General features: G+C 75.6%; 23 protein-coding genes. 15 read left to right on the top strand and 8 right to left on the bottom strand.

Features of this window, described 5'->3' with window-relative positions; all coding sequences use genetic code 11:
* Together IF99_RS34740 and IF99_RS0107055 are read left to right on the top strand one after the other, a co-directional pair.
* Window positions 1–415: hypothetical protein (locus IF99_RS34740; RefSeq protein WP_234340611.1), on the top strand; the 415-nt coding region annotated here is incomplete at its 5' end.
* Window positions 416–513: 98 nt separating this feature from the next.
* On the top strand, window positions 514–705 hold the full coding sequence (locus IF99_RS0107055) for a hypothetical protein (protein ID WP_030995484.1): 192 nt from the start codon (window positions 514–516) through the stop codon (window positions 703–705).
* Window positions 706–782: 77 nt separating this feature from the next.
* On the opposite strand, the gene IF99_RS0107050 is transcribed toward IF99_RS0107055, so the two are convergent.
* Window positions 783–1,631: a MaoC/PaaZ C-terminal domain-containing protein gene (locus tag IF99_RS0107050; RefSeq protein ID WP_030995483.1), complete on the bottom strand. Its 849-nt coding sequence runs from the start codon at window positions 1,629–1,631 to the stop codon at window positions 783–785.
* A 177-nt stretch (window positions 1,632–1,808) separates the two neighbouring features.
* On the opposite strand from IF99_RS0107050, the gene IF99_RS0107045 reads away from it, so the two are divergent.
* From IF99_RS0107045 to IF99_RS0107025, 5 genes are all read left to right on the top strand, one after another.
* On the top strand, window positions 1,809–3,593 hold the full coding sequence (locus IF99_RS0107045; RefSeq protein WP_030995482.1) for an MFS transporter: 1,785 nt from the start codon (window positions 1,809–1,811) through the stop codon (window positions 3,591–3,593).
* A 127-nt stretch (window positions 3,594–3,720) separates the two neighbouring features.
* Window positions 3,721–4,371, top strand: a complete 651-nt coding sequence (locus tag IF99_RS0107040) for a class I SAM-dependent methyltransferase (protein ID WP_030995481.1) — start codon at window positions 3,721–3,723, stop codon at window positions 4,369–4,371.
* Between the two features lie 35 nt (window positions 4,372–4,406).
* Window positions 4,407–5,336 carry an N-acetylmuramoyl-L-alanine amidase gene (locus IF99_RS0107035; RefSeq protein ID WP_030995480.1) on the top strand — a complete coding sequence of 310 codons (930 nt, stop codon included), beginning with the start codon at window positions 4,407–4,409 and terminating at the stop codon, window positions 5,334–5,336.
* A 169-nt stretch (window positions 5,337–5,505) separates the two neighbouring features.
* The gene (locus IF99_RS0107030) at window positions 5,506–6,369 is read left to right on the top strand and encodes a DUF5336 domain-containing protein (protein ID WP_030995479.1); all 864 of its coding nucleotides are present in this window, start codon (window positions 5,506–5,508) and stop codon (window positions 6,367–6,369) included.
* A gap of 89 nt (window positions 6,370–6,458) precedes the next feature.
* Window positions 6,459–6,746: a hypothetical protein gene (locus IF99_RS0107025; RefSeq protein ID WP_030995478.1), complete on the top strand. Its 288-nt coding sequence runs from the start codon at window positions 6,459–6,461 to the stop codon at window positions 6,744–6,746.
* Window positions 6,747–6,942: 196 nt separating this feature from the next.
* Here IF99_RS0107025 and IF99_RS0107020 read toward each other — a convergent pair whose 3' ends face one another.
* The 3 genes from IF99_RS0107020 to IF99_RS0107010 are packed head-to-tail and all read right to left on the bottom strand — an operon-like array spanning window position 6,943 to window position 10,171.
* A complete protein-coding gene (locus IF99_RS0107020) occupies window positions 6,943–8,028 on the bottom strand; it encodes a prenyltransferase (protein ID WP_030995477.1) in 1,086 nt (361 codons plus the stop codon).
* A complete protein-coding gene (locus IF99_RS0107015) occupies window positions 8,025–8,789 on the bottom strand; it encodes a class I SAM-dependent methyltransferase (RefSeq protein WP_030995476.1) in 765 nt (254 codons plus the stop codon). The genes IF99_RS0107020 and IF99_RS0107015 overlap by 4 nt, the downstream gene beginning before the upstream one ends.
* Complete coding sequence (locus IF99_RS0107010; protein WP_030995475.1) at window positions 8,783–10,171, bottom strand: glycosyltransferase family 4 protein; 1,389 nt, start codon at window positions 10,169–10,171, stop codon at window positions 8,783–8,785. The genes IF99_RS0107015 and IF99_RS0107010 overlap by 7 nt, the downstream gene beginning before the upstream one ends.
* A 310-nt stretch (window positions 10,172–10,481) precedes the next feature.
* On the opposite strand from IF99_RS0107010, the gene IF99_RS0107005 reads away from it, so the two are divergent.
* From IF99_RS0107005 to IF99_RS0106985, 5 genes are read left to right on the top strand one after another with little or no spacing between them, the layout of a single operon-like run.
* Window positions 10,482–11,750: a prenyltransferase/squalene oxidase repeat-containing protein gene (locus IF99_RS0107005; protein ID WP_030995474.1), complete on the top strand. Its 1,269-nt coding sequence runs from the start codon at window positions 10,482–10,484 to the stop codon at window positions 11,748–11,750.
* Complete coding sequence (locus tag IF99_RS0107000) at window positions 11,747–12,442, top strand: SCO2322 family protein (protein ID WP_030995473.1); 696 nt, start codon at window positions 11,747–11,749, stop codon at window positions 12,440–12,442. The genes IF99_RS0107005 and IF99_RS0107000 overlap by 4 nt, the downstream gene beginning before the upstream one ends.
* Window positions 12,412–13,611 carry an energy-coupling factor transporter transmembrane component T gene (locus IF99_RS0106995; RefSeq protein ID WP_420705645.1) on the top strand — a complete coding sequence of 400 codons (1,200 nt, stop codon included), beginning with the start codon at window positions 12,412–12,414 and terminating at the stop codon, window positions 13,609–13,611. The genes IF99_RS0107000 and IF99_RS0106995 overlap by 31 nt, the downstream gene beginning before the upstream one ends.
* Complete coding sequence (locus IF99_RS0106990; protein WP_030995471.1) at window positions 13,608–15,446, top strand: ABC transporter ATP-binding protein; 1,839 nt, start codon at window positions 13,608–13,610, stop codon at window positions 15,444–15,446. Before IF99_RS0106995 ends, IF99_RS0106990 begins: the two co-directional genes overlap by 4 nt.
* Window positions 15,443–16,354, top strand: a complete 912-nt coding sequence (locus IF99_RS0106985; RefSeq protein WP_051703397.1) for an ECF transporter S component — start codon at window positions 15,443–15,445, stop codon at window positions 16,352–16,354. The genes IF99_RS0106990 and IF99_RS0106985 overlap by 4 nt, the downstream gene beginning before the upstream one ends.
* Window positions 16,355–16,478: 124 nt before the next feature.
* Here IF99_RS0106985 and IF99_RS0106980 read toward each other — a convergent pair whose 3' ends face one another.
* Window positions 16,479–17,183, bottom strand: coding sequence for a TetR/AcrR family transcriptional regulator (locus IF99_RS0106980; protein ID WP_030995469.1), 705 nt, complete (start codon window positions 17,181–17,183; stop codon window positions 16,479–16,481).
* A 133-nt stretch (window positions 17,184–17,316) separates the two neighbouring features.
* Here IF99_RS0106980 and IF99_RS0106975 point away from each other — a divergent pair, with 133 nt between their 5' ends.
* Window positions 17,317–18,456, top strand: coding sequence for an FAD-dependent oxidoreductase (locus tag IF99_RS0106975; protein WP_030995468.1), 1,140 nt, complete (start codon window positions 17,317–17,319; stop codon window positions 18,454–18,456).
* 37 nt (window positions 18,457–18,493) lie between these two features.
* Here the strand turns inward: IF99_RS0106975 and IF99_RS0106970 are convergent, their stop codons facing one another.
* Window positions 18,494–20,542 (bottom strand): bifunctional glycosyltransferase 87/phosphatase PAP2 family protein, encoded by a 2,049-nt coding sequence (locus tag IF99_RS0106970; RefSeq protein WP_030995467.1) that lies wholly within the window; start codon window positions 20,540–20,542, stop codon window positions 18,494–18,496.
* A gap of 500 nt (window positions 20,543–21,042) precedes the next feature.
* Between IF99_RS0106970 and IF99_RS0106965 the strand changes: the two genes are divergently transcribed.
* Entirely contained in the window at window positions 21,043–21,717 is a 675-nt protein-coding gene (locus IF99_RS0106965) for an O-methyltransferase (RefSeq protein WP_030995466.1), read from the top strand.
* Between the two features lie 346 nt (window positions 21,718–22,063).
* Here the strand turns inward: IF99_RS0106965 and IF99_RS0106960 are convergent, their stop codons facing one another.
* Both IF99_RS0106960 and IF99_RS0106955 read right to left on the bottom strand, forming a co-directional pair.
* Window positions 22,064–22,684, bottom strand: a complete 621-nt coding sequence (locus tag IF99_RS0106960) for a hypothetical protein (protein WP_030995465.1) — start codon at window positions 22,682–22,684, stop codon at window positions 22,064–22,066.
* Between the two features lie 5 nt (window positions 22,685–22,689).
* Window positions 22,690–23,430 carry a hypothetical protein gene (locus IF99_RS0106955; protein WP_234340610.1) on the bottom strand — a complete coding sequence of 247 codons (741 nt, stop codon included), beginning with the start codon at window positions 23,428–23,430 and terminating at the stop codon, window positions 22,690–22,692.
* 531 nt (window positions 23,431–23,961) lie between these two features.
* Here IF99_RS0106955 and IF99_RS0106950 point away from each other — a divergent pair.
* Window positions 23,962–24,759, top strand: a complete 798-nt coding sequence (locus IF99_RS0106950; protein ID WP_234340612.1) for a peptidoglycan-binding protein — start codon at window positions 23,962–23,964, stop codon at window positions 24,757–24,759.
* Window positions 24,760–24,851: the final 92 nt, after the last annotated feature.

Raw genomic sequence — 24,851 nt, 5'->3', positions numbered from 1 at the left:
AGCCCACCCTGCCCCGCACGCCCAGCCCGCTCCTCATCCCCGGCCCAGCGCCCCGCCCCGGCAAGCACCGCCCACGCCACCCACCCCCGGCCCCGGCCGCATCCCCGCGCCCGAACCCCCGCAGGCCACCGGCGCGTTCTCCGTCATGGCCGTCTCCGGGTTCTCCGGCGTCGCGGGGCCCTCGACGCTCGCGGGGGGACTCGGCTCGGCGGGAGCGGCGATAAGGGCGGGGCTCGTGGTGACGCGCGGCGCCGTGGCCGTACCGCTGCCCGTGCCCGCCGACGAGCCCGAACCCGCCCGGGACCTGCCGGACTCCGACGCCGTGCCGTCCGGAATCACCTGGACCACGCCGCCGCCGTCCGGCGAGGCCGGGAACCGTCCGGTACCCCTGCGTGACGCGCCGCTCAACAGCTGAACTCCGCCCCGACCCCCCGAACATGTGACTGACGTGACGTGAGAAAATCCCCGGGTAGTTGTTGCGCACGTGAACGAGTACTACGGGGTGACGTTCCGTTGACCGAGATCAGCAAGCAGTCGGCCGCCGAGACGCCGTCCGTCCCGAACGGGGACGTGGGGGGACCGGGGCGGCACCGGGGGAACGCGGCGGGCGCCGGAGAGGCCGGGGAGACCCGGCCCGGCGGCCGCCACCGCAAGCCCGGGGCCGAGCACGCCGAGTTCTTCGAGGGCGGCCGGGCCGCGGCCTAGTCGTCCAGGGGGAACAGCAGCAGCAGGACGGGCGGGGGCCCGGAGACGCCTGAGCGTCTCCGGGCCCCTGCCCTCGTTCATCGCCCTTCCCACTCCAGGACCGCGTCCGAGAGCACCAGGCGTCCGGTGTCCGGCACCGCGACCTCCGCGCGCGCCTCTCCCTCGCCCGTCCGCCACACCCTCACCTCCAGCGTCTCGCCCGGGAAGACGACGTCCGAGAAGCGGGCCGCGTACCGGCGTACGGGCTCGGGACGCCCGTCGAGGAGGGTGTCGACGAGGACGCGCAGAGCCGTCCCGTACGTGCACAGCCCCTGGAGCACCGGGCGCGGGAAACCGGCGCGCGCCGCCTCGGCCGGGTCGGCGTGCAAAGGGTTCATGTCGCCGCTGAGGCGGTAGAGGAGGGCGGCGTCCTCGCGCAGCGGGAGGCGGTGGACGGCCGTCGCGGGGCCCTCGGGGCGCGGGGGCCTGGGCAGGGCCGGGCCGCGGGCGCCCCCGAAGCCGCCGGCGCCGCGCGCGAAGAGGAGTTGCCGCGAGGTCCACAGCGGGCCCGCGGCGTCGGCCGCCTCGGTGCGGACGCCGAGGACGGCAGCGGAGCCCTTGTCGTACGCGTCGGTGACGGCGGTACGGGCGCGGGCCGCACCCTCGGCGGGGAGCGGGCGGTGCAGGACCAGCTCCTGCGTCCCGTGGAGCACGCGGGTGCGGTCGACGCTCTCCGCGCCGGGGACGTCCAGTGCGCCGAGGACGTCCTGGCCACCGGCGACGACCGCGAAGGAGGGGAGGACGCGGAGGCGGGACTCCAGCGTCCAGTGGAGGCGGGACGGCGGGGCGCCGACGCCCAGGTGGTAGAGCAGGACGTCCCTGGCGGACCAGGTCAGGGTGCGGGTGCGGGGCGGCGCGGCCAGGAGGCGGGCGGGGTCGAGCGGCATGGGGCTTGATTGTGACGCACGCGACGCACACGCGGTCTCAGGGGGCGCACACTCCGTCCGGCCCGTGCCCCTCCCGCTTCCACCGGGATCCCCGGTTCGCCGTTCGTACGAGAACCACCGGACTACCCTCCGTACCGGATCACTTTCAGTCCGCAAGGGTCGGAGGTAGTACCGCTCATGCCCCACACCCACGACCGCCCCCGAATACCCCGCAAGGCCCCGGTCCGTCCCCGCAATCCCTCCGCGACCGTCGCCGCGCTCGCCTTCGCGGGCATCGCGGTCGCCGTCATGCAGACCCTGCTCGTCCCCGTCATCAAGGACCTGCCCGACCTCCTCGGCACCTCGCCCGCGAACGCCACCTGGGTCATGACGTCCACGCTCCTCGCGGGGGCCGTATCGACGCCCGTGCTGGGGCGGCTCGGCGACCTGTACGGCAAGCGGCGGATGCTCTTCGTCTCGCTCGGCGCGATGATCGCGGGCTCCGTGGGGTGCGCGCTGACCGACTCGCTCGTGCCGATGCTCGCGGGCCGTACGCTCCAGGGCCTCGCGATGGGCGCGATCCCGCTCGGCATCGGGATCATGCGCGATGTGCTGCCGCGCGAACGGCTCGGCGGCGCGATGGCGCTCATGAGTTCGTCGATCGGCGTCGGCGGCGGGCTCGCGCTGCCGCTCGCCGCGATCGTCGCGCAGCACGCCGGGTGGCACGCGCTCTTCCTGCTCGCGGCGGGGCTCGGCGTCGTCTCGCTCGCGCTCGTCGTGGCGCTCGTGCCCGGCGCGCCGGTACGGGCCCCGGGGCGCTTCGACCTGCCCGGCGCCCTCGGCCTGAGCCTCGGGCTCGTGTCCCTCCTGCTGCCCGTGACGAAGGGCGCGGACTGGGGGTGGGGCTCGGCGCGGGTGCTCGGGCTCTTCGGGTTCGGGGTGCTCGTGCTGCTCGGCTGGGGCTGGTACGAACTGCGGGTCGCCGCCCCGCTCGTGGACCTGCGCACGAGCGCGCGCCGCGAGGTGCTGCTCGCGAACCTGGCCTCGGTCATGGTGGGGGTCTCGTTCTACGTCGTCACGCTCGTCCTTCCGCAGCTCCTCCAGTTGCCCGAGGCGACCGGTTACGGGCTCGGGCAGTCGATGGTCGTCGCGGGCCTGTGCGTGGCGCCGCTGGGGCTGACGATGATGGCGACGGCGCCGCTGTACGCGCGGATCGCCGCGCGGCGCGGGCCGCGCCTGACGCTGCTGCTGGGCCTCCTCGTCATCGGCATCGGGTACGGGGCCGGGCTCGGGCTGCTCGGCTCGGCCTGGCAGACCGTGCTGATCGCGGTGCTCGTCGGCGGCGGGATCGGGCTCGCGTACTCCTCGCTGCCCGCGCTCATCATCGCGGCGGTGCGCCCGGAGGACACGGGGGCGGCGAACGGCCTCAACGCGCTGATGCGGTCGATCGGGACCTCGGTGTCCAGCGCGGTGATCGGTATGGTGCTCGCGGGTTCGGCGACCTCGCACGGGGGCGTCGCCGTGCCCTCGCTGAGCGGTTTCCGCACGTCGTTCGTGATCGCGCTGTGCGCCGTGGCGGGCGGGCTCGTGCTCGCCTGGTTCCTGCCGCGCGCCGCGGGCGGCGGCGAACGCCTCACGCTCGTCGAACTCCCCGGTGCGCGGGACGACTTCCTCCTCCCGGACGGCTTCAGCGGTTTCCGCGGCGAGGTGCGGGACGCGGAGGGCGCGCGCGTGGTCCGCGCGACGGTCACCCTCATCGACCGCCGCGGCCGTCAGGCCGGGCTCACCACGACGGACACGGCGGGCCGCTACGCCCTCCCCGCCTTCACCGCGGGCCCCTACGTCATCGCCTGCCGCGCCGCGGGCCACACCCCCCGCGCCGCCGCCGTCTCCTTCCCCGGCGGCCACGCCACCCGCCTCGTCCCCCTCGTCCTCGCGCCCCTGCGGGACCGCAGCGGCAGGGCGGAGGCGGTGAGCGGCTGACGCGCGGCGGGGGCGGGGTGCGCGCCGCGCGCGGGGATGCGGCACGATGCGGGGGCCGTATCGGAGGCAGCCGGTGGTGTGTGCCGGTGCGGTGCCGCTTGTCACGTACCGCTGGAGGACTCCCGTCATGCCCGAGCCGCACGCCGTCGATGCCGCCCCCTCGCCCGGTGTCCTCGCCGCCTTCGAGGAGGCCAAGGGGTTCATGCCCGTGCACGAGGGGCTCGCGCTGTACGCGGCGGCTGCCGAGGCGGGGCGGCTGGGGCTGCCCCTCCTGGAGGTGGGGACGTACTGCGGGCGGTCGACGGTGCTGCTCGCCGACGCCGGGCGGGCCGCGGGGGTGACCGTCGTCACCGTCGACCACCACCGGGGCAGCGAGGAGCAGCAGCCCGGCTGGGAGTACCACGACCCGGCGACCGTCGACCCGGAACTCGGGATCATGGACACGTTGCCCGCCTTCCGCCGCACCCTGCACCGGGCCGGGCTCGAAGAGCACGTCGTCGCCGTCGTGGGACGTTCCCCGCAGGTCGCCGCGGTGTGGGGGCGGCCGCTCGGCCTCGTCTTCGTGGACGGCGGGCACACGGACGCGCACGCGCACGCCGACTACGAGGGCTGGGCGCCCCACCTCGCCCCGGGCGGCCTCCTCGTCATCCACGACGTGTTCCCCGACCCCGCCGACGGCGGCCAGGCCCCGTACCGGATCTGGCTGCGCGCCGTCGGCTCGGGCGACTTCGACGAGGTCCGGACGGTGGACTCGCTGCGGGTGCTGCGGCGCCGCTGAGCGCGCGAGGGCCCGTACCCCCTACGATCGCGGGCGTGTCCCCCTCCCCCGCACCCCCGCCCTTCCCGTCCGAGCCGAGCCGTCCGCCGCGTTCCCGGCGGCTGCTCCTCGCCGCCGCCGTCGCCGTGCCCGTCCTCCTGCTCGCCGGGGGCCTCGGGTACGGCCTCGCGGGGCGTGGTGGCGAAGACGGGGGCGGTACGGGCGGCGACGACGCGAAGGCGGCGCCCGCTCCGGCCCGTACCGGCCCCACTCCCCGCCCCTCTCCGTCCGCCGGGCCGCTGAGCGGCAAGGTCGTCGTCCTCGACCCCGGGCACAACCCCGACAACCGCCTGCACACCACCGAGATCAACCGTCAGGTCGATGTCGGCAACGGGCGCAAGGAGTGCGACACGACCGGGACGGAGACCAACGCCGGTTATCCGGAGGCGGAGTTCACGCTCGACGTCGTGCGCAGGGCGCGGAAGCTGCTGCGCGCGCAGGGCGCCGAGGTGCGGCTCACGCACGACGGGGACCGGGAGTTCGGGCCCTGCGTCGACGAGCGCGCCGAGATCGGCAACGAGGCGGAGGCGGACGCGGCCGTCTCGGTGCACGCGGACGGCGCCCCCGCCGGGGCGCGCGGCTTCCACGTGATCATGCCCGCCGCCGTGCACGCGGGGAAGGCCGACACCCGCGCGATCACCGCGCCCTCGCACGAGCTCGGCACCCGCCTCGCCACGGCCTTCGCGAAGGCCACGGACACCTCCCCCGCCACGTACATCAACGGCGGTACGGGGCTTGACACCCGCTCCGACCTCGGCGGCCTCAACCTCAGCCGCGTCCCGAAGGTGTTCCTGGAGTGCGGGAACATGCGCGACGCGCGGGACGCGGGGCTGATGACCAGCGCGAAGTGGCGGGAGCGCGCCGCGCGCGGGGTCGCCGCGGGAGTCGCCGCGTACCTGGCGCGGGAGGCCGGGGAGAAGTCGTGAGAACGCTGTGACGCCGGGGTGGGCGCGCAGGGCCACCGGACGGGCCCGGCCCGGTGGCGGTATGGTCCTCGGGAGCTCGGGGGATCTCTGCCGTACGGACCTGGTGACCCACGGTCGGCGGTGAGCGCGCCCCGGCTTGCCGACCACTGCCGACGAAGGACCTGACGACGTGAACATCCGCTCTCTGACCAGAGGCGACGGGGTGGTGATCGTGGCCGCGGTGGTGCTGTTCATCGCCTCGTTCCTCGGCACCTTCTCCTGCGACAGCGACAGTTGCACCAGCGTCCCCAACGCCTGGGACAGTCTCGGGCTCCTGATGAGTGTCTACCTTGCCGGGGTCATCGGGGCCGCGCTCGTCCTCCTCACGAGGCTGCTGCCGCAGCCCCGCAAGGTGCTCGGCCTGGACCTCGGCCAGCTCGGCGCCGCCCTGACGGTCTTCGCCGCCTGGACCGCGCTGTGGACGATCTTCGACCCGCTGGGCTCCTTCAGCGACGTGCAGAGCGTGGCGCGCATCGGCGCGGGCGCCGGCCTCGTCCTCGGCCTCATCGCCGCTCTCGTCCTCGCCGCCGCCGCCGTCGCGAGCCCCCTCGTGCCCGCGCTCAAGGGTCCCCTGGTCCCCGCCCCGCGTCCCGCGCAGCCGCAGCCGTACGGGCAGCAGGGCCAGACGGGGTACGGCTACCCGGGCTCGGGCCAGCAGCAGACCGGCTACGGGTACCCCGGCGCGGGGCAGCCGCAGCAGCCCGGTTACGGGTACCCGGGTGCGGGTCAGCCCGCCGCGGGGCAGCAGCAGCCCTCGCAGGGCGGCGCGACTCCGCCACCGGCCGCGCCGGGCGGCGATTTCGCCCCGTTCTGGTTCGCCGTCCCGGTCCCGCGTCCGATCTACGGCGAGGACGGCGCACCCACCCCGGTCGCCGAACTCACCCCGGGCACTTGGTACTTGGCCGTTGACCAGCGCGGTCAGGACCTCGTGGCCCAGACCCAGGACGGCAAGCGCGGCCTCCTGCGCGACACGACGGGCATCCAGCGCGGCTGATCAGCTCGCCCGCACGGGCCCACCGCCGGGGACAGGCCGCACACGGCCTGTCCCCGGCCCCGTTTCACCCATGCACAAGCGGTAATACGGTGGCCATGTCCACCAGAAGCGGTTCCTCGATAGGCCGGATCATCGCGCTCGTCGCCGATGTCGTGGCCGCCATCATTGTCGTCTGGATACTGATGTATCTCCTGGACGCGAACCGGGGCAACGACCTCGTGCAGTGGGTGCACGACGCCGCCGCCTGGCTCGCGGGCTGGTCGCGCGATCTGTTCACCTTCGACGAGGAGTGGGCACGCGTCGTGTGCGGCTACGGCCTCGCAGCGGTCGTCTACCTGGCCATCGGCCACGCGGCAGCAGGCCGCATCTCCCGCTGACCCCTCCGAGAGCCCGTCCGGCGCCATCATCATCCAGCCCCTCCGGCGACCACCATCCAGCGCCATCATCCAGCCCCTCCGGCGCTTGAGGAGCGGGGCGTGGGGCGGAGCCCCGCAAGCGGGGCGAGGGGCGCAGCCCCACCGGGGGCCGTGGGGCGCAGCCCCACGACGGGCTCGGGGCGCAGCCCCGGCCCCCTCACCCCACCCCACACGCACAACCCCCCACCGTCTCGCCGATCCCGTCCGGGAGCCCCGCCCCGAACACCCCGCACGTCGCCGGTTCCCCGGCGAGCGCCGCCACCGCGAGCAGCAGCGCGCCCGCGGTCCAGGTCGTCTGCTCCCGCGGCCACAGGGCGTCGTCCTCGTACACGTACCCCGTCCAGTACAGGCCCGTCTCCGTGTCCCGCAGCCGCCCCAGGTCGCGCAGGATGCCGACGGCTCGGTCCGTGTCGCCCACCGCCCAGAGGGCGAGGGCGAGTTCGGCGCTCTCGCCGCCCGTGACCCACGGGTTGGGCACGACGCAGCGGCAGCCGAGGCCCGGCACGACGAACTCGTCCCAGCGGGCGGCGAGCCGGGCCTTCGCCTCCGCGCCTTCGAGCGCGCCGCCGAGGACCGGGTAGTACCAGTCCATCGAGTAGCGGCTCTTGTCGAGGAAGCGCTCGGGGTGGTGGCGGATGGCGTGGCGCAGTTCGCCCGCGGCGAGTTCCCAGTCGGGTTGCGCCTCGCCGCGGGCGGCGGCGAGCGCGAGGCCGCAGCGCAGGGCGTGCAGGACGGACGAGGAGCCGGTCAGGAGCGCGTCCGTGACGGGTGTGCCGTCGGCCTCGCGCTTCCAGCCGATCTCGCCGCCGGGCTGCTGGAGTCCGAGCACGAAGCCGAGCGCGGCCTTCACGACCGGCCACATGGTGTCGACGAAGGCCGTGTCGCCGGTCGCGAGCCAGTGGTGGTAGGTGCCGACCGCCACGTAGGCGCAGAAGTTGGACTCCCGCGAGCGGTCGGTGGGCCGCTCGAAGTCGCCGTCGTGGTAGGCCGCGTACCAGGAGCCGTCCGGGTTCTGGTGGCGGGCGAGCCACGCGTAGGCGCGGGCCGCCGCCTCGTGCTCCCCCGCCGCGTCGAGCGCCATCGCGGCCTCGGTGTGGTCCCAGGGGTCGAGGTGGTGGCCGCGGAACCAGGGCAGTGCCCCGTCCTCGCGCTGCTGGGCGAGGAGCGCGGCGACCGTCGCGCGCGCCTCCTCGGCGGTGAGGACGCCCGGGAGGACGGGGAGGTCGGCGCGGGGCGTCGTCATACGGCGGTGGGCGCGGCGTCGTGGGCGTCCGGCGCGGCGTCGTGGGGCAGGTGCGGCTTCGTCGCGTACGCCACGAAGCTCTTGCCGAGCAGCGGGTTGAGGAAGTGCTCGGTGTAACGGGTCGTACGGGGCTTCTTCATGATGTCCCAGACGAGGAGCTTGTGGTACGCGCGCACCGGCAGCGCCTTGTCGTTGTCGACGCCGAAGGCGCACTTGAGCCACCAGTAGGGGCTGTGCAGCGCGTGCGCGTGGTGGGCGCCGTAGGGGCGCAGTCCCGCGCCGCGCAGCTTCGCGGCGAGTTCGGTGGCCTTGTAGACGCGGATGTGGCCGCCCTCGACCTCGTGGTACGCGTCCGAGAGCGCCCAGCAGATCTTCTCGGGGAAGTGGCGCGGCACGGTGACGGCGATGCGCCCGCCGGGCTTGAGGACGCGGACCATCTCGGCGAGCACGCCCTTGTCGTCGGGGATGTGCTCCATGACCTCGGAGATGATCACGACGTCGAAGGTCTCGTCGGGGAAGGGCAGCGCGAGCGCGTCGCCCTCCATCGCGGTCGCGCTCGCCCCCGCGGGGACCTCGCCCGCCTCCTCCATGGCCGCGAACCACGTGGCGACCTCGCGGATCTCCTCCGCGTTCCGGTCCAGGGCCACGACCCGCGCCCCGCGCCGGTAGCACTCGAAGGCGTGCCGCCCCGCTCCGCAGCCCAGGTCGAGCACGCGGTCGCCCGGGGCGAGCGGGAAGCGGGTGAAGTCGACGGTCAGCACGAAGACCTGCTTTCGCGGTCGGGGATGGCGGTTTCGCGGGCGGGGACGGCGGGGGTCCTCGCCAGGGCCCGGGAGGCGGGCGGCCGTACGGGGCGGGAGGCGGGGGTGCGGGCGAGCGCCGCCCGGTAGCGCTCCGCGGTGCCCTCGGCCGCGCGCGCCCACGTGAAGCGCTCCAGCACGCGGGCCCGCCCGGCCGCGCCGAGCCTGCCGCGCAGGTCCGCGTCGCCGAGGAGCCGCCCGAGGGCCTGCGCGAGCGCGCCCGCGTCGCCGGGGGGCACCGCGAGGCACGTCTCGCCGTCCTGCCCGGCGACCTCGGGGATCGCGCCGCCGGTCGTCGCGACGAGCGGCGTCCCCGTCGCCATCGCCTCGGCCGCGGGCAGGGAGAAGCCCTCGTAGAGCGAGGGCACGCACGAGACCTGCGCCGAGCGCACGAGGTCGACGAGTTCCGCGTCGGTGATGCCCTTCACGAACTCGACGGCGTGCCCGAGCCCGTACTTCTCGATGGCGCGCGCGACGGGGCCGTCCTCGGCGCGCTTGCCGACGACGACGAGGTGCGCCTCGGGGTGCTCGGTGCGGACCTTCGCGAGCGCTTCCACGAGGTGCACGAGGCCCTTGAGGGGGACATCGGCGCTCGACGTCGTGACGATCCGGCCGGGGACCTCGGGCACGGGGCCGGGCGAGAAGAGGTCGGTGTCGGCGCCGATGTGCACGACGTGGACGCGGCGCGGATCGACGCCGAGGTGGCGGACGATCTCGGCGCGGGAGGTGCCCGAGACGGTGAGGACGGAGGGCAGCCGGCGCGCGACGCGCTTCTGCATCCGCGTGAACCCGTACCAGCGGCGCACGGAGAGCTGCCGCTTGAGCCCCTCGGCGGCGGCGAGGTCGAGCTGCCGGTCGACCGTGATGGGGTGGTGGATCGTCGTGACGAGCGGGGCGCCGAGCGCGCGGGGGCCGCCGAGCAGGCCGTAGCCGAGCGTCTGGTTGTCGTGCACGACGTCGAAGGCGCCGCGCCTGGCCGCGAGATGGCGGCGCGCGCGGAGGCTGAAGGTGAGGGGTTCGGGGAAGCCGCCGGTCCACATCGTGGCGACCTCCAGCGCGTCGACCCAGTCCCGGTACTCCTCGCGGCGCGGGGTGCGGAAGGGGTCGGGCTGGCGGTAGAGGTCGAGGCTCGCGACCTCGGTGAGCGGGACGCCCTCGTCGAGCACGGGGTACGGCTGGGCGCCGAGCACCTCGACCTCGTGCCCGAGCCGGGCGAGTTCGCGCGAGAGATGGCGCACGTAGACGCCCTGTCCCCCGCAGAAAGGGTTCCCCTTGTACGTGAGCAGGGCGATGCGCAGCGGGCGATCGAGTCCGGCGCGGGCACCCAGGGCCTCGGCGGTCACTCCAGGCACCCTCTCTTTCCTGAACGTCCGGCGAGCCTACGCCGGGACTGCAAAACCGAACAAGTTCCCCTTGATCGTCGTCCGCCCCCAGAATCTACCGGCAAGTAGCCTCAGCGGGACACCGGGTGCGCGAGGTGACGAAGAGCACGTCAGGGCGGGCGGCGACGGGCACGGCCCTTACGCGCCACGGGCCGTGGGCCGGTCCGGGGTCCTGCCCGCCAAAGCAGCCGAAACCCCCCGCCCGCTAAAGTGGTGCGGCCCCGAAATCCCCGCGCCCCAGGCCAGGCGCGCCCCGCCAGGAGCCGCCCGCATGAACCTCCGCCGTCTCACCGCTGTCGTCCCCCTCGTCGCCGCCGGCGCACTCGGTGCCGCCTCGGCGCCCGCCCTCGCCGCCGCGCCGGGTCCCGCCGAGGGGCTCTTCGGGACGCAGGACCCCACGTACGACGGGGTGTGGCGGCAGTCCCTCTCCCTCGTCGCGCTCGACGCGGCGGGCCGCCGGCTGCCCGTGAAGGCGGTGGACTGGCTCGTGGGGCAGCAGTGCGAGGACGGCTCCTTCGCCCCGTACCGCGAGAAGCCCGCGGCGGACTGCGGGCCGAAGGAGCAGGTGGACACGAACCAGACGGGCGCGGCGATCCAGGCGCTCGCCGCGATCGGCGGGCACCGGGCCGAGGCCGAGAAGGCGCTCGGCTGGCTGAAGTCCGTGCAGAACAAGGACGGCGGCTGGGGGTACACGGCGGGTTCGCCGTCCGACGCGAACTCGACCTCCGTCGTGCTCGGCGCGCTGCGCGCGCTCGGCGTGCGGCCCGCCTCTGTCACGAAGGGCGGGAAGTCCGCCGAGGACGCGCTGCTCTCCCTCGCGCTGAAGTGCGACGCGAAGCAGTCGCCCGGCAAGGCCGGCTCCGCCTTCGCGTTCCAGCCGGAGAAGGACGGCTCGCTCGTCGCGAACGCCGACGCGACGGCCGCCGCCGTCACCGCCGGTTACGGCGCGGGCTTCGTCGTCGCCGCCCCGGACGAGGAGCGCGGCGGGAGCACGGGCTGCGAGACACCCCGTACCGCGAAGGACGCCGCGCGCAACGGCGCCCTCTGGCTCGGCGGCGTCCTCGGCGGGAACGGCGCGGTGACGACGGCGCTGCCGGGCGCGAAGCCGAAGCCGGACCCGGGCAACACCGCGGACACCGCCGTCGCGCTCGCGGCGGCCGGGATGCCCGAGGAGGCGCGCGAGGCGGTCGGCTGGCTCCGGTCCGAGGGCCCGGCGTGGGCCGCGAAGACGGGGCCCGCCGCGTGGGCGCAGCTCATCCTGGCCGCGCACGCGACCGGCGTCGACCCCGCCGACTTCGCGGGCCGCGACCTGCCCGCGAAGCTCGCGGCCACGGGTCCCGGCGGCAAGACGGTCGCGGGCGAGACCGTGCGGGCGCACGACTCCGGCGAGGACGGGCAACACGCGAAGGACGAGAAGGACGCGAAGAAGGACGACGGCGGCGGGCCGAGCCCGTGGTGGTTCGTGGGCGTCGGTCTCGCCGCGGGGGCCGGGATCGGCTTCCTGCTGAGCAGCCGCAACAAGAAGAACTCCTCACGGTGACCGTCCGCCGAACGGGGTCACCGGCCGTCCCCCTCCTCGTCCTCCTCGCCGCGCTCGCCTGCGTCCTCGGCGTGGGCGCGCCCGCTTCGGCCGCGAGCGCGTACCGGTACTGGTCGTTCTGGGAGCGCACGGACACGGGCGCGTGGCGGTACGCGACGCGCGGCCCCGCGCTCGCGCGCCCCGGGGACGGTGACGTGGCCGGTTTCCGCTTCGCGGTGAGCGAGGACGCGGGCGACGCGACCCGGCCGCGCACCGCGCCGGACTTCGCCGCCCTCTGCGCCGGAACGGAGGCGCGGGCGGGCCAGAAACGCGTGGGCCTCGTCATCGACTTCGGCACGGCGGCGGACGCGCCGTCCGGCGAGCGACCGCCCGGGGCCCGTACCGCCTGCGCCCGGGTCCCCGAGGACGCGAGCGCCGCCGACGCGCTCGCCGCCGTCGCGAAGCCGCTGCGCTACGACGCCTCGGCCCTCCTGTGCGGCATCGCGGACTACCCGCGCCACGGCTGCGGCGAACAGGTCGCGGCACCGTCGAAGAAGGCGTCCGGCGAGCCGTCCGGGAAGGCCGCGGAGGAGACCTCGGCGCGCGGGGACGGCGGAGACGGCCCCTCCGTGGGCGTCTTCGCCGGTCTCGGCGTGCTCGTCGTGCTGGCGGCGGGCATCGGGTGGCAGACCCGTCGCCGACGGCGGCCGTGAGCGGCGCGACGACGGGGAGCACGCGCGGCACGGGCCCCGCGCGCCGTGCCGGGACGGGAGCCGCCCCCGGCCCCTCGCGCCGCGACTTCCCGCCCCTGCACGCCGGAGCCTGGTGGGTGTGGGCGCTCGGGCTCGCCGCCGCCGCGACGCGGACCACGAACCCGCTGCTCCTCGCGCTCCTCGTCGGCGTGGCGAGCTACGTCGTCGCCGCGCGCCGCACCGAGGCGCCGTGGGCGCGTGCGTACGGGGCCTTCCTGCGGCTCGCGGCGGTCGTGCTCCTCATCCGGCTCGGCTTCGCCGTCCTGCTCGGCTCCCCGATCCCCGGTACCCACACGCTCCTCACGCTCCCCGAGATCCCGCTCCCCGAGTGGGCGCGAGGCGTGCGGCTCGGCGGGCGCGTGACGGCGGAGGGGCTGCTCTTCGCCTGCTACGACGCGCTGCGGCTCGCGACGCTCCTCGTGTGCGTGGGCGCGGCGAACGCGCTCGCGAGTCCCGTACGGCTCCTGAAGTCGCTGCCGGGCGCGCTGTACGAGGCCGGGCTCGCCGTCGTCGTGGCGATGACCTTCGCGCCGCACCTCGTGGCCGACGTGCGCCGGTTGCGCGCGGCGCGGCGGCTGCGGGGGCGGCCCGACCGGGGCCCGCGCGGGCTGCTCCAGGTGGGGCTGCCGGTGCTGGAGGGTGCGCTGGAACGTTCCGTCTCCCTCGCGGCGGCCATGGACGCGCGCGGCTACGGCCGGACCGCCTCGGTACCGCGCGCGGTGCGCCGCACGACGGCCGCGCTGACGCTCGGCGGACTGCTCGGGGTCTGTGCGGGCACGTACGCGCTCCTCGCCGACACCGGCGCCGCCTACGGGTTCCCGCTGCTCGCGGCCGGGGTGCTCGCGGCGGCGGGCGGGCTGTGGCTCGGTGGGCGGCGCGCGGTGCGCAGCCGCTACCGGCCCGATCCCTGGGGGGTGCGGGCGTGGCTCGTGGCGGGCTCGGGGGTCGCGGTCGCCGCGCTGCTCGTCCTCCTGGCGGACGATCCCGCGCTGCACCCCGGCGTCGTGCCGCTCGTCGCGCCCGTCCTCCCGCTGTGGCCCGCGCTCGCCGTGCTCGCCGGGCTCGTCCCCGCCCTCGCCGCGCCGCCCGCGCCGCCCCTGACCCGTACCGCCCCGGAGCCCGCACCGTGATCCGTTTCGACAACGTCTCCGTCACCTACGCCGAGGCGGCGGCGCCCGCGCTCGCGGGCGTGGACCTGACCGTGCCCGAGGGTGAGCTGGCGCTCCTCGTCGGGCTCTCCGGGGTCGGCAAGTCGACGCTGCTCGGCACGGTCTCGGGGCTCGTGCCGCACTTCACCGGGGGGACGCTCGGCGGCAGAGTCACCGTCGCGGGGCGCGACACCCGGCTGCACAAGCCGCGCGAGCTCGCCGATGTCGTCGGCACGGTGGGCCAGGACCCGCTCGCGCACTTCGTGACCGACACGGTCGAGGAGGAACTCGCCTACGGCATGGAGTCGCTGGGCCTCGCCCCCGCCGTCATGCGCCGTCGCGTCGAGGAGACGCTCGACCTCCTCGGCCTGCACGAACTGCGCGACCGCCCCCTCGCGACGCTCTCCGGCGGCCAGCGCCAGCGCCTCGCGATCGGCTCCGTGCTCACCCCGCACCCGCGCGTCCTCGTCCTGGACGAGCCGACGTCGGCGCTGGACCCGGGCGCGGCCGAGGAGGTCCTCGCCGTCCTGCGCCGTCTCGTCGACGACCTCGGCACGACGGTCCTCATGGCCGAGCACCGGCTCGAACGCGTCGTCCAGTACGCGGACCGGGTGGTCCTCATCGAGGCGCTCGGCGCACGGCCCGTCACGGGCACCCCGCGCGGGGTCATGGCGGTCTCGCCGGTCGTCCCGCCCGTCGTGGCGCTCGGCCGCGTGGCCGGATGGGACCCGCTGCCGCTGTCGGTACGGGACGCGCGGCGCACGGCGGGGGGTCTGCGGGAGCGGCTGAGCGGCCTGGAGCCGGGGGCGGCGGCCCCGCACAGCGGGACGCCCGGCCCGGCGGACCCGGAGGGCGGGACCCCTCGCCCGGCGGACCCGTCCGGGGGCTCCCCGGACCCGGGGGCGGTCCCGTGCGACGGAGCGCCCCTCGCCCCGCGGCCCTCCCCCGCACAAGCCCGCTCCCCGCGCTCCCGCCTGCTCGACCGCGTGCTCCGCCGCCGGGCCGCGCCGGACGCCGCCCCCACCGCCCCCGCCCACGGCGCCGAGGCCGCCCGGGTGCGGGGGCTCGCGGTCACGCGGGGGACCGTGCGGGCGCTGCGGGGCGTCGAACTGACCGTGCGCGGCGGCGAGACCGTCGCGCTCATGGGGCGCAACGGGGCGGGGAAGTCCACGCTGCTCTCGTGCCTCGTCGGGCTGCTCGCGCCGACGGCCGGGTCCGTGACGGTCGGCGGCGAGGCGCCGCGCGCGCTCGCGCCCGCCCGGCTGATCCGGCGCGTCGGGCTCGTCCCGCAGGAGCCGCGCGACCTCCTGTACGCGGACACCGTCGCCGCCGAGTGCGCCGCCGCCGACGCGGACGCGGGTGCGGCGCCCGGGACGTGCCGGGCCCTCGTGCGCGAACTGCTGCCGGAGGTGCCCGACGCGACGCACCCGCGCGACCTCTCCGAGGGCCAGCGGCTCGCGCTCGCGCTCGCCGTCGTGCTCACCGCGCGCCCGCCGCTGCTGCTGCTCGACGAGCCGACGCGCGGCCTGGACTACGCGGCGAAGGCGCGGCTCGTGGGCATCCTGACCGGGCTCGCCCGCGCCGGGCACGCGATCGTCCTCGCCACGCACGACGTGGAACTCGCCGCCGAACTCGCGCACCGCGTCGTCATCCTGGCCGAGGGCGAGGTCGTCGCGGACGGCCCGGCCGCCGAGGTCGTCGTGGCCTCGCCGCTCTTCGCCCCTCAGACGGCGAAGATCCTCGCGCCGGGCGCGGCCTGGCTCACGGTGGGGCAGGTCGCCGAGGCGCTCGGGTCCGAGGGGACGGCGCCGCGATGAGGGGCACCGCCCGTACCGGGAGCACGGCCGCTCCTCAGGGGCGTACGACCGCCCGTACCGGGAGCGCGCCCCGTGCCGTGCGTCTCGGGCCCCGGGCCGCCGCGGCGCTCGCACTCGTCACCGTGATCGGGATCATGGCCTTCGGCTGGCCGCTGCTCGCCGCGCCCGGTGCGGGCGTCGCGCACTCGGGGGACGCGCCGTGGCTCTTCGCGGCGCTGCTCCCGCTGCTGCTCGCGGTCGTGGTCGCCGCGATCGCGGACGGGGGCCTGGACGCGAAGGCGGTGGCGATGCTCGGGGTCCTCGCCGCCGCGGGGGCGGCGCTGCGGCCGCTCGGCGCGGGCACGGCGGGCATCGAGCCGATGTTCTTCCTCATGGTGCTCGCGGGGCGGGTGCTCGGCCCCGGCTTCGGCTTCGTGCTCGGCGCGGTGTCGATGTTCGCCTCGGCGCTGCTGACCGGCGGCGTGGGCCCCTGGCTGCCGTTCCAGATGCTCGCGATGGGCTGGGTCTCGGGCGGCGCGGGCCTGCTGCCGGGGTCGCGGTCGCTGCGCGGGACGCGCGAGCTGCTGGTCCTGGCGGGGTACGGGGCGCTCGCGGCGCTCGCGTACGGCTTCGTCATGAACCTCCAGGGCTGGCCCTACCTCGGCGGCCTGTCCACGGGCGTCTCGTACGTGCCCGGCGACCCGCTCGGCGCGAACCTCGCCCGCTTCCTCGCCTACTGCCTCGCGACCTCGCTCGGCTGGGACCTGCCCCGGGCGGCGCTCACGGCGGTGCTGAGCCTGACGCTGGGGCCCGCCGTCCTGAAGACCCTGCGCCGGGCGACCCGCAGGGCGGCGTTCGCGCCGGAGGTCTCCTTCGCGGCGGACGCGCCCACGCCGCCCCCGGACGAGGGAGACGGGGCGCGAAAGTGAGGCACGAGCACGCCGCGACGCGGAGCGAGCAGGGCCCGGAGGCCGCCGCCACCCGCTCCGCGTGACGGCGGCCTTCGTCCCACGCCACCCGGGACGACTGCCCACGGCCCCGCGTCCGCGCGCCCTACCCCTGCCGCTCCCCGCCCTCCGCCGACGCCACGATCCCGGCCAGGACCAGATCGACGCCCGAGAGGAACTGCGTGCGGTCGTCGTGGTCGCGCAGTTGGCCGGCCACGGCGCGCGTGAAGGGGTACGCGGCCGGGTCGAGGGCTTCCCAGGCGCGCGAGGCGGTCTCCAGGTACTCGGTGCGGGACGCGTCCTGCGGCAGGGCGGCGGCCATGGCGGTGTTCGCCGCGTTCTGGGCCGCGACGCCGAAGACGTAGTGCATGAGCGCCGACGTGGCCGTGAACCAGCCGCTCTCGGGCATCCCCAGCGCCCGCACCTGCCGTCCCAGCGCCTCGAAGACGCGCGGCGCCACCGCGCCCCAGGGGCTGCGCGCGCACTCCGCCGCGAGCTGGGCGGCGAGCCAGGGGTGCGCCTCGGTCGCCTCGTAGAGGCCGAGTGCGACGGAGCGGATGGCCTCTCGCGGCGTGTCACCGGCGCCGGGCTCCACGGACACCGCGTCCGCGACCACCGCCTCCGTCGCCGCGCTGAGCAGCTCGTCCTTGTTCGCCACGTGCCAGTAGATCGCGCCGGGTCCCGTCGAGAGCCGCTCCGTCAGGGCCCGGAAGGTCAGCTTCCGCACGCCCGCCGTGTCGAGCAGTTCGACGGCGGTCCGGACGATGCGGGCGCGCGAGAGCGGCTCGGCGCGCGCGGTCCTCTTCGTCATGGCCCCATCCTGGCACACCCGCCTGGAACGCGGTTCCAGCTTGACAATGCTGGAACACCGTTCCACGGTAGTGGTGGAACAACATTCCAGACACCCCCGGACAGCGCTCCGGACGACTGCGAAGGAGCCCGCCATGACCACGCACCCGCACGTCACGATCATCGGCGCGGGACTCGGCGGGCTCACGCTCGCCCGCGTCCTGCACGTCCACGGCATCCCGTCCACGGTCTACGAGGCGGAATCGTCGCCCACGTCCCGCGCGCAGGGCGGGATGCTCGACATCCACGAGAACAACGGGCAGCCCGCGCTCGCGGCAGCCGGTCTCACCGAGGAGTTCCGCGCGCTAATCCTGGAGGGCCGCGAGGCCTCGCGGGCACTCGCGCCCGACGGGTCCGTGCTCCTGGAGGAGAAGGACGACGGCACGGGGGGCCGCCCCGAGGTGCAGCGCGGTGAGCTGCGCCAGGTCCTCCTGGACTCGCTGCCCGAGGGCACGGTCCGCTGGGACCACAAGGTCAGCGGGGTGCGCGCGCTCGGCGACGGCCGCCACGAGGTGAGCTTCGCGAACGGCACCCGCACGCGGACGGACCTCCTCGTCGGCGCGGACGGCGCCTGGTCGCGGGTGCGTCCGCTGCTGTCGGACGCGAAGCCCGTGTACACGGGGACGTCCTTCGTCGAGACGTACCTGTACGAGGCGGACACACGCCACCCGGCGGCGGCCGGGGTGGTCGGGGACGGCGCGATGTACACGCTGGTGCCGGGCAAGGGCATCCAGGCGCACCGCGAGAAGGGCGGCAGGCTGCACACGTACGTCTCGCTGCGGCGCCCGCTGGAGTGGTTCGAGGCGCTCGGCTTCGGCGACCCGGAGTCGGTCAGGGCGGGGCTGCTCCGGGAGTTCGAGGGCTGGGCGCCCGAGCTGACCTCGCTCATCACGGAGGGCGAGACGGACCCCGTGCTCCGCCCGCTGTACACGCTGCCCGCCGACCACCGCTGGGAGCGGGTGCCCGGCGTCACGCTGATCGGGGACGCGGCGCACCTCATGATCCCCTCGGGCGAGGGCGCCAACCTCGCGATGTTCGACGGGGCCGAACTGGCGAAGACGCTCGCCGCCCACCCGGGCGACACGGAGGCCGCGCTCGCCGCGTACGAGCGGGACGTCTTCCCGCGCAGCCACGAGGAAGCCGGGCAGGCGCTCCTCCTCCACGAGCTGATGTTCGGCCCGGACGCCCCGCACGGCTTCCTGCGCCTGATCACGGGGCAGGACGTGCGGTCCTGACCGCGCGGGGGCCCTCACCCCCCCGGTAAGGGCTTGCTCAGGGAGTCCCTTCGGAGACCGAGGAGCGGGGGCGTGCGGGGGGAGCTTCCGTGGCGGACCCGTCCGGCGCGGAGGGCTCGCCCGACCCGGCGGCCCTCCCGATGTCCTTGGTCCGCCCCCTCGGCCCCGCCAGGGCGTACGTGAGGGCGAAGCCCAGCCCCACCACCGTGGCGCCGCCCACCGCGTCCAGCACCCAGTGGTTCCCTGTCGCCACGATCGCCGACACCGTGAACAACGGGTGGAGCAGTCCCAGCGCCTTCATCCACCACTTCGGCGCCAGGATCGCGATCACGAGCCCGCACCACAGCGACCACCCGAAGTGCAGCGACGGCATCGCGGCGTACTGGTTGGTGACGGCGGTGAGGGTCCCGTAGTCCGGCTTGCTGAAGTCCTGCACCCCGTGGACGGTGTCGATGAAGCCGAGCGTCGGCATGAGGCGCGGCGGGGCGAGCGGGAAGAGCCAGAAGCCGAGGAGCGCGAGGAGCGTCGCGAAGCCGAGCGCGCTGCGCGCCCACCGGTACTCGGCGGGCCGCCGGATGTAGAGGACCGCGAGGACGGCCAGCGGGACGACGAAGTGGAAGGACTCGTAGTAGAAGTTGAAGAAGTCCTCCAGCCAGGAGACCTTCACGACGGCGTGGTTGACCCAGTGCTCGATGTCGATGTGGAGGAACTTCTCGATGCTGTGGATGACGTCGCCGTGGTGCTCGGCGGTGGCCCGGCCGCCGCGCGCGGCCTTGCGGACCTCGGAGTAGGCCGCGTAGCCGACGCGGATGAGCAGCAGTTCGAGGAGCAGGTTGGGACGCCGCGCGACCCAGCGCCACACGGGGAGCAGCGGCACCCAGGACCAGCGCGCGGGGCGGCGCGGCAGGTGGACGGTCGGCACCGGGTGCTCGTAGGCGGGTGCGGAGGTGCTGAGGAAGGGCACGACGCAGGCCGCGGCGAGGGCGGTGATGAGGATGATGTTCTGCGTGACCGGGTCGAGGCTCGCCATGTTCGGCAGCAGCACCTTGGGGGTGAGCGAGAGCGCGAGCACGACGGCGACGGGCCACACGTACCGGTCCGCCGCCTTGGTGCCGACGCGGCCGACGACGGTGAGCAGGACCCACAGCATCTGGTGCTGCCAGCTCGTCGGCGAGACCGCCACGGCGACGCAGCCGGTGATCGCCACGGCGAGGAGCGGCTGCCCGTCGGCCGCGTACCGCACCGCGCGGCGCAGCCCGGCGAAGATCACGAGCAGCGCGAGCACGGCGTAGAGCGCGAGTTCGGCCGGGCCGTGCAGGCCGAAGCGCAGCAGCGCGCCGTGCAGCGACTGGTTGGCGAGTTCGTCGCTGGAGCCGAGGCCGGCGCCCGCGACGTGGTGGACCCAGTAGGTCCACGAGTCGTGCGGCTGGGCGATCCAGGCGAGCACGGTGCCGACGAGGAAGGTGCCGAGCGTGGAGAGGCCCGCGCGGCGGCGGCCGGTGAGCCACAGGAGCGGCGCGAAGAGCAGCATCGTCGGCTGGAAGGCCGCCGCGAGGCCGATGAGGATTCCGGCGGGGACGTCCTTGCGCACGGCGAAGCAGCCGAGGACGACGAGGAGGACGGGGAGGATGCTCAGCTGCCCGGTGTGGAAGGCGTTGCGCACCGGGAGCGAGACGAGGAAGAGGCAGATCGCGACGGGCGCGACGAGCAGCGGTACGAGGCGGGACTGCGAGCGGGGCCGGGGCACGGCGCGCGCGACGACGAGGCCGAGCACGACGACGAGCAGGAGGCTGGCCACCGTCCACAGCACGCCGAGGGTGTCCTGCGCCGCCTCGCGCAGCGGCTTGAGGACGAGCCCGCCGAAGGGCGTCCCCGTGAAGCGGCCGGTGTCGTACAGGGAACCCGAGACGTGCAGCACCCCCTCCGGGCCGACCCACGTCTCCAGGTCGGTCAGCCGGTCCCCGGGGGGCAGCCGCAGGACGGCCGTGAGCTGCCGCGCCACGAGTGCCGCGGCGGCGGCCCACAGCACGATGCAGAGGACCCGCGTCCGGGCCCTGACACCTTCGGGCCCCCCGGGACCGAACATCCCGTCCGTCCCGCTCCGCTCCGCATTCGCCACGGCGTGTGGCCTCCCGCCCCGCTCGTCGTTGTCCGGCACGTCCCGGCCCTCGGTGGCGCGCTCCGTGCTCCCAGAGGCTCGTGCCGCCCGTGTATGGAGACGCGGCCGAGCCCCTGTTCGCCTCATAGCCTCTTCTCTTTCACCTTGCCGTTGGCCATGTTTTGACCGGCTTTTGGCCGAAAACAGAGGATCTGGACAAGGTCGCCCACCGACGAGGAAGCGGACACCTCCCGAATTCTCGCGGAACGGCGCGGAACGCTCCCTCTTGCCCCGCTCGGGGCGGGGAAAGCGTAGCCCTCGGCGCGCGGCCGGTTTTCACCGCACCCTCCCGGCGATCGATTGGTCACCCTACGTGACGCCCGGCCCGGCCGGAGCCCCCCGGGACGGCCCGATGATAAGTTCCCTTTGGGAACTCACCCCGAGAGCTTCCGCGCCGGGAGCCTCGCCGCGCACCGAAAGGCCGCACCGTGCCCGACCCCGCCCAGACCTGGAACGACGTCGACACCTACTTCACCGATCTGCTCGCCCCCGCCGAGGACGCCTTCGCCGCGGCACTCGCCGCGAGCGACGCGGCCGGGCTGCCGCCCATCGCCGTCGCGCCCAACCAGGGCAAGCTCCTTCGCCTCCTCGCCGAGACGCAGGGCGCCCGCCGCGTCCTGGAGATCGGCACGCTCGGCGGCTACAGCACGCTGTGGCTCGCGGCGGCGCTCCCCGCGGACGGGAAGCTCGTCACGCTGGAGTACGAGCCGAGGCACGCCGAGGTGGCGCGCGCCAACCTCGACCGCGCCGGGTACGCCGAGACGGTCGAGATCCGCGTCGGCGCCGCGCTGGACAGCCTCGCCGCGCTCGCCGAGGAGAAGCCGGAGCCCTTCGACTTCGTCTTCATCGACGCGGACAAGGTGAACAACCCCGGCTACGTCACGTGGGCCCTGGCGCTGACCCGTCCGGGCAGCCTCATCGTGATCGACAACGTCGTACGGAACGGGGCGGTGAAGGACGCGGACAGCACGGACCCGAGCGTTCTCGGCACCCGTGCCGCGCTCGACCTCGTGGCGCGCGAGCCGCGCCTGAGCGGGACGGCGGTGCAGACGGTGGGGAGCAAGGGGTACGACGGTTTCGCGCTGGCCCGCGTCGTCGCCTGAACGCCCGGCGGGCGAGGGGCCCGTAGGCGCGAGGGACGTCGGTGGACGGAGACGGCGGCACGACCCGGGTGAAGCCCCCCGGCGTGGGCTTCGCGTCCTCGCGGGCCGTCTTTCCCCTGCTCCACCGCATCTCGTCATGGTGCGGGCCCTTGTCCGGGAGCGGCTTCTCGCCCGGGACGGGACCGGAGCAGGCAGCCGGTCCCCCGTCGCGCGGCCCCGGCGCATGAGGAAGGGGCGGAGGACGGGGTCCCACCCGTCGTCCGCCCCTTCCGGCTTCCGTCGCCCGCGGTCCGCGAGGTCCGCGCGTGGTCCGTACGGCCCGCGAGGTCCGCACGGTCCGGCGGCGTCACAGGTTCAGCAGGCGCTCCGTCGTCTCGCGGTACTCCTGGAGCGCGAGGCGCAGCCGCTCGGTGTCGGCCTCCGCGCCGCTCGTGGCGCCGGGCCTCCGCGTGTCGGAGGCACCGGAGAGGCCGGTCCGGTCCTCGGCCACACCGTCGCGGTCGGCGTCGCGCACCGTACCCGTACGGTCGCGCGGTCCGCTCGGATCGATCCGGTCGCCGCCGAGGTCGGCCCTGTCGCTCACCAGGTCCGCCCGGTCGCTCGCCAGGTCCGCCCGGTCGCCGCCCAGGCCCGTACCGGCGCCGCCCGGCGTGCCGTCGCCGAAGCCCGCGCCGTCCTCGCGCCGCGCGCTCTCCGCGTTCCGGGCGCTCCCCGCGTCTCCCTTGCCGTCCCACGCCGAGCGGAGTTCACCGCGGCGGTGGACGAGGGCCTCGTGGAGCTGTTCGACGGTCTCGGCGAGGAGGCGGTCGGCCTTCTCGACGGCCTCTGCGGGCGAGTCGACGAACTCGCTGACCGCCTCGCGGAGCCGGGGTTCGAGGCGCTCTCGTGCGCCGCTGGGCAGGAAGCTCGTGGTGTGGTCGCCGGTACGTGTGGTGGTGGTCTTCCCGTCGGGCAGTGTCGCGGTCATCTCGGTCAGCTCCTCCGGGCCTCGTGGCCCTCGTAGGTCTCTGCGGCTTCGGGGGCGGGGGCCGGGGCCGTGCCCGGCGCCGGGGCCTCGGCCGTGCCGGCTGCGGGCGGTGTACCCGGTCCCTGCGCGCGTTCGTCCGCGTGCGCGGTGCGGTGCGGTGCGCCGTGTGCGGTGCCCCGTCCCGTACGCATCCCCGACGTGCCCGCGCCGATGAGCTCCTCGAAGAGGCCGCGCGCGGCGAGCAGCGCCTCGCGCAGTTCCTCGGTGCTCTCGTGACCGCCCTCGGTGGGGGTCAGCGCGGCGCGGAGCCTGCGGTAGCCGTCGACGTGGTGCGGGTGGTGGACGGAGAGCGAGTCGAGCCGGGCCGCGTGCCGGTCGCCGCCGGGGTGGCCGACGGCCGTCGCGGTCTCGGCGAGGAGCCGGTCCGCCTCGGCCGCGGCCTCGCGCGGCGCCTCGACGAAGCGTTCCTGGAGAGTGCTCCAGGAGGCGAGGAGACGGGTGCGCTCCTCGGGAGCGGGGGTGTGCTCGCGCAACGAGCCGTACGTCTTGACGCGCTCCTTCAGCTCCTGCTCGGCGGCGCGCCTGTCACCGTCGTGGTGGCGTACGGCCCGGTCGTACTCGGGGCCGAAGCGGCGCGGCAACGAGCCGCCCGAGGCGCCGGCGCCGCGCCGTACGAGGAAGAACGCGACGGCGGCGAGAACGGCGACCACCACCACGATCAACACGACTGTCAAGGCGGGAGACATGCTTGCCCTCCGTGGGAATGAGTCCGGCGGAACCCGCGTCCCTGTCCCGGACCCGGGGTCTTGCGTTCTGCACTCCGGGTTGCCGCGAACGGCGGGTCAAAACCGTTGGCCCGCGACCGGCACGGGTGTGAGGGCCGAAGGACGGCCACCCCCGGAGCGATCGGCCCGGGCCGCACGGGACCCCGACAGCGCCTGACCTGTGGCGCGCGTACGGCGGGGAGGTCTCCGGCCCCTGGGGACCGGCCCCGCCCGCCGCGACCACAGCCGTGGAGGAAGGAGCGCGGCCCTCCTGGCGCGTTGACGGGTGGTCATGTCCCGCCCCGCCGAACCGGCGCTCACGGGGCTCGGCATAATCGCGGGAATCGCTCAGGGGGCCGGGAGGGGACCGCGGTGGACGCAGAGGAACGCGGAAGAGAAGACGGGCAGCGCAGGGCAGACGGGCAGGAACCCTGCCCGCAGTGCGGAAGGCCGCGCGCGGGCGGGGCGCCGTGCGAGTGCGGCGCGGACGCCGAGGAGTTCAGCCCGTTGCGGGTGCGGCCGTACGTGACGGTCGGCGAGGAGGAGGCCGACGGGGCGGAACCGGAGCCGACGACGTACGGCGCGGCGCTGCCCGAGGCGACGACGCCGCTGCCGCCCGTCCCCGGACCGGGCGTTCCCGGCGCCGCCGAGCCGGAGGCGGAAGCGCGGGACGGCGCGCGGCGCAAGGGGGTGTACGTGGCCTCGGGAGCGGCCGTCGTGGCCGTGGGCGCCGTCGCGGCGCTGTTCGCGGGCGGCGCGTTCTCCTCGGACCCGGGCACGGCGGGACCGCCGCCGAGCGTCGCGGCGGCGGAGGGCGGGCCCAGCACGGTGCGAACGGGCGGGACGCAAGCGCCCCCGAGCGCGTCGGCCTCCCTCTCCCCCACGGCCGGTACCTCTCCCTCCGCGTCCGCGTCCGCGTCGCCCAGCGTCTCGGCCTCCGGCACGACGCCGAGCCCGCACGACTCGGCCCCCGGGTCCCCCTCGGCGAGCGCGAGCGAGGCGGCGTCGCCCCTGCCGACGCGCGACGACGTGCCGGAGCCGCCCACGGCGGGGCCGTCCGAGCAACGCCCGCCCAAGGGCATCACGGCGGTGGTGCTGCGGCGGGGCGACAGCGGCCCGGAGGTCACGGAACTGGAGGCGCGGCTGCGGGCCGTCGGGATCTACCCCGGGCGCGACGACGGCCACTTCGACCGGGCCCTCGCCTACGCGCTGACGACGTACCAGGTGACCCGCGGGGCCACCGACGAGCACGGCGTCTACGGGGCCGACACGCGGACGAAGCTGGAGGGGGAGACACCACAGCTGGGGTAGCGAGACGCGGGGGCGGGGGCGCCGGGGGCTCCGGAAGGCGAGTGCTCCGCGAGGCGGGTGCTCCGGAAGCCGACGGGCTACGGGAGTCCGGG

This window comes from Streptomyces sp. NRRL F-5630, from assembly GCF_000719475.1.
Taxonomy (GTDB): domain Bacteria; phylum Actinomycetota; class Actinomycetes; order Streptomycetales; family Streptomycetaceae; genus Streptomyces.
Note: the sequence above shows the minus strand (reverse complement) of the source record. Positions and strands in the feature narration are given on the sequence as shown.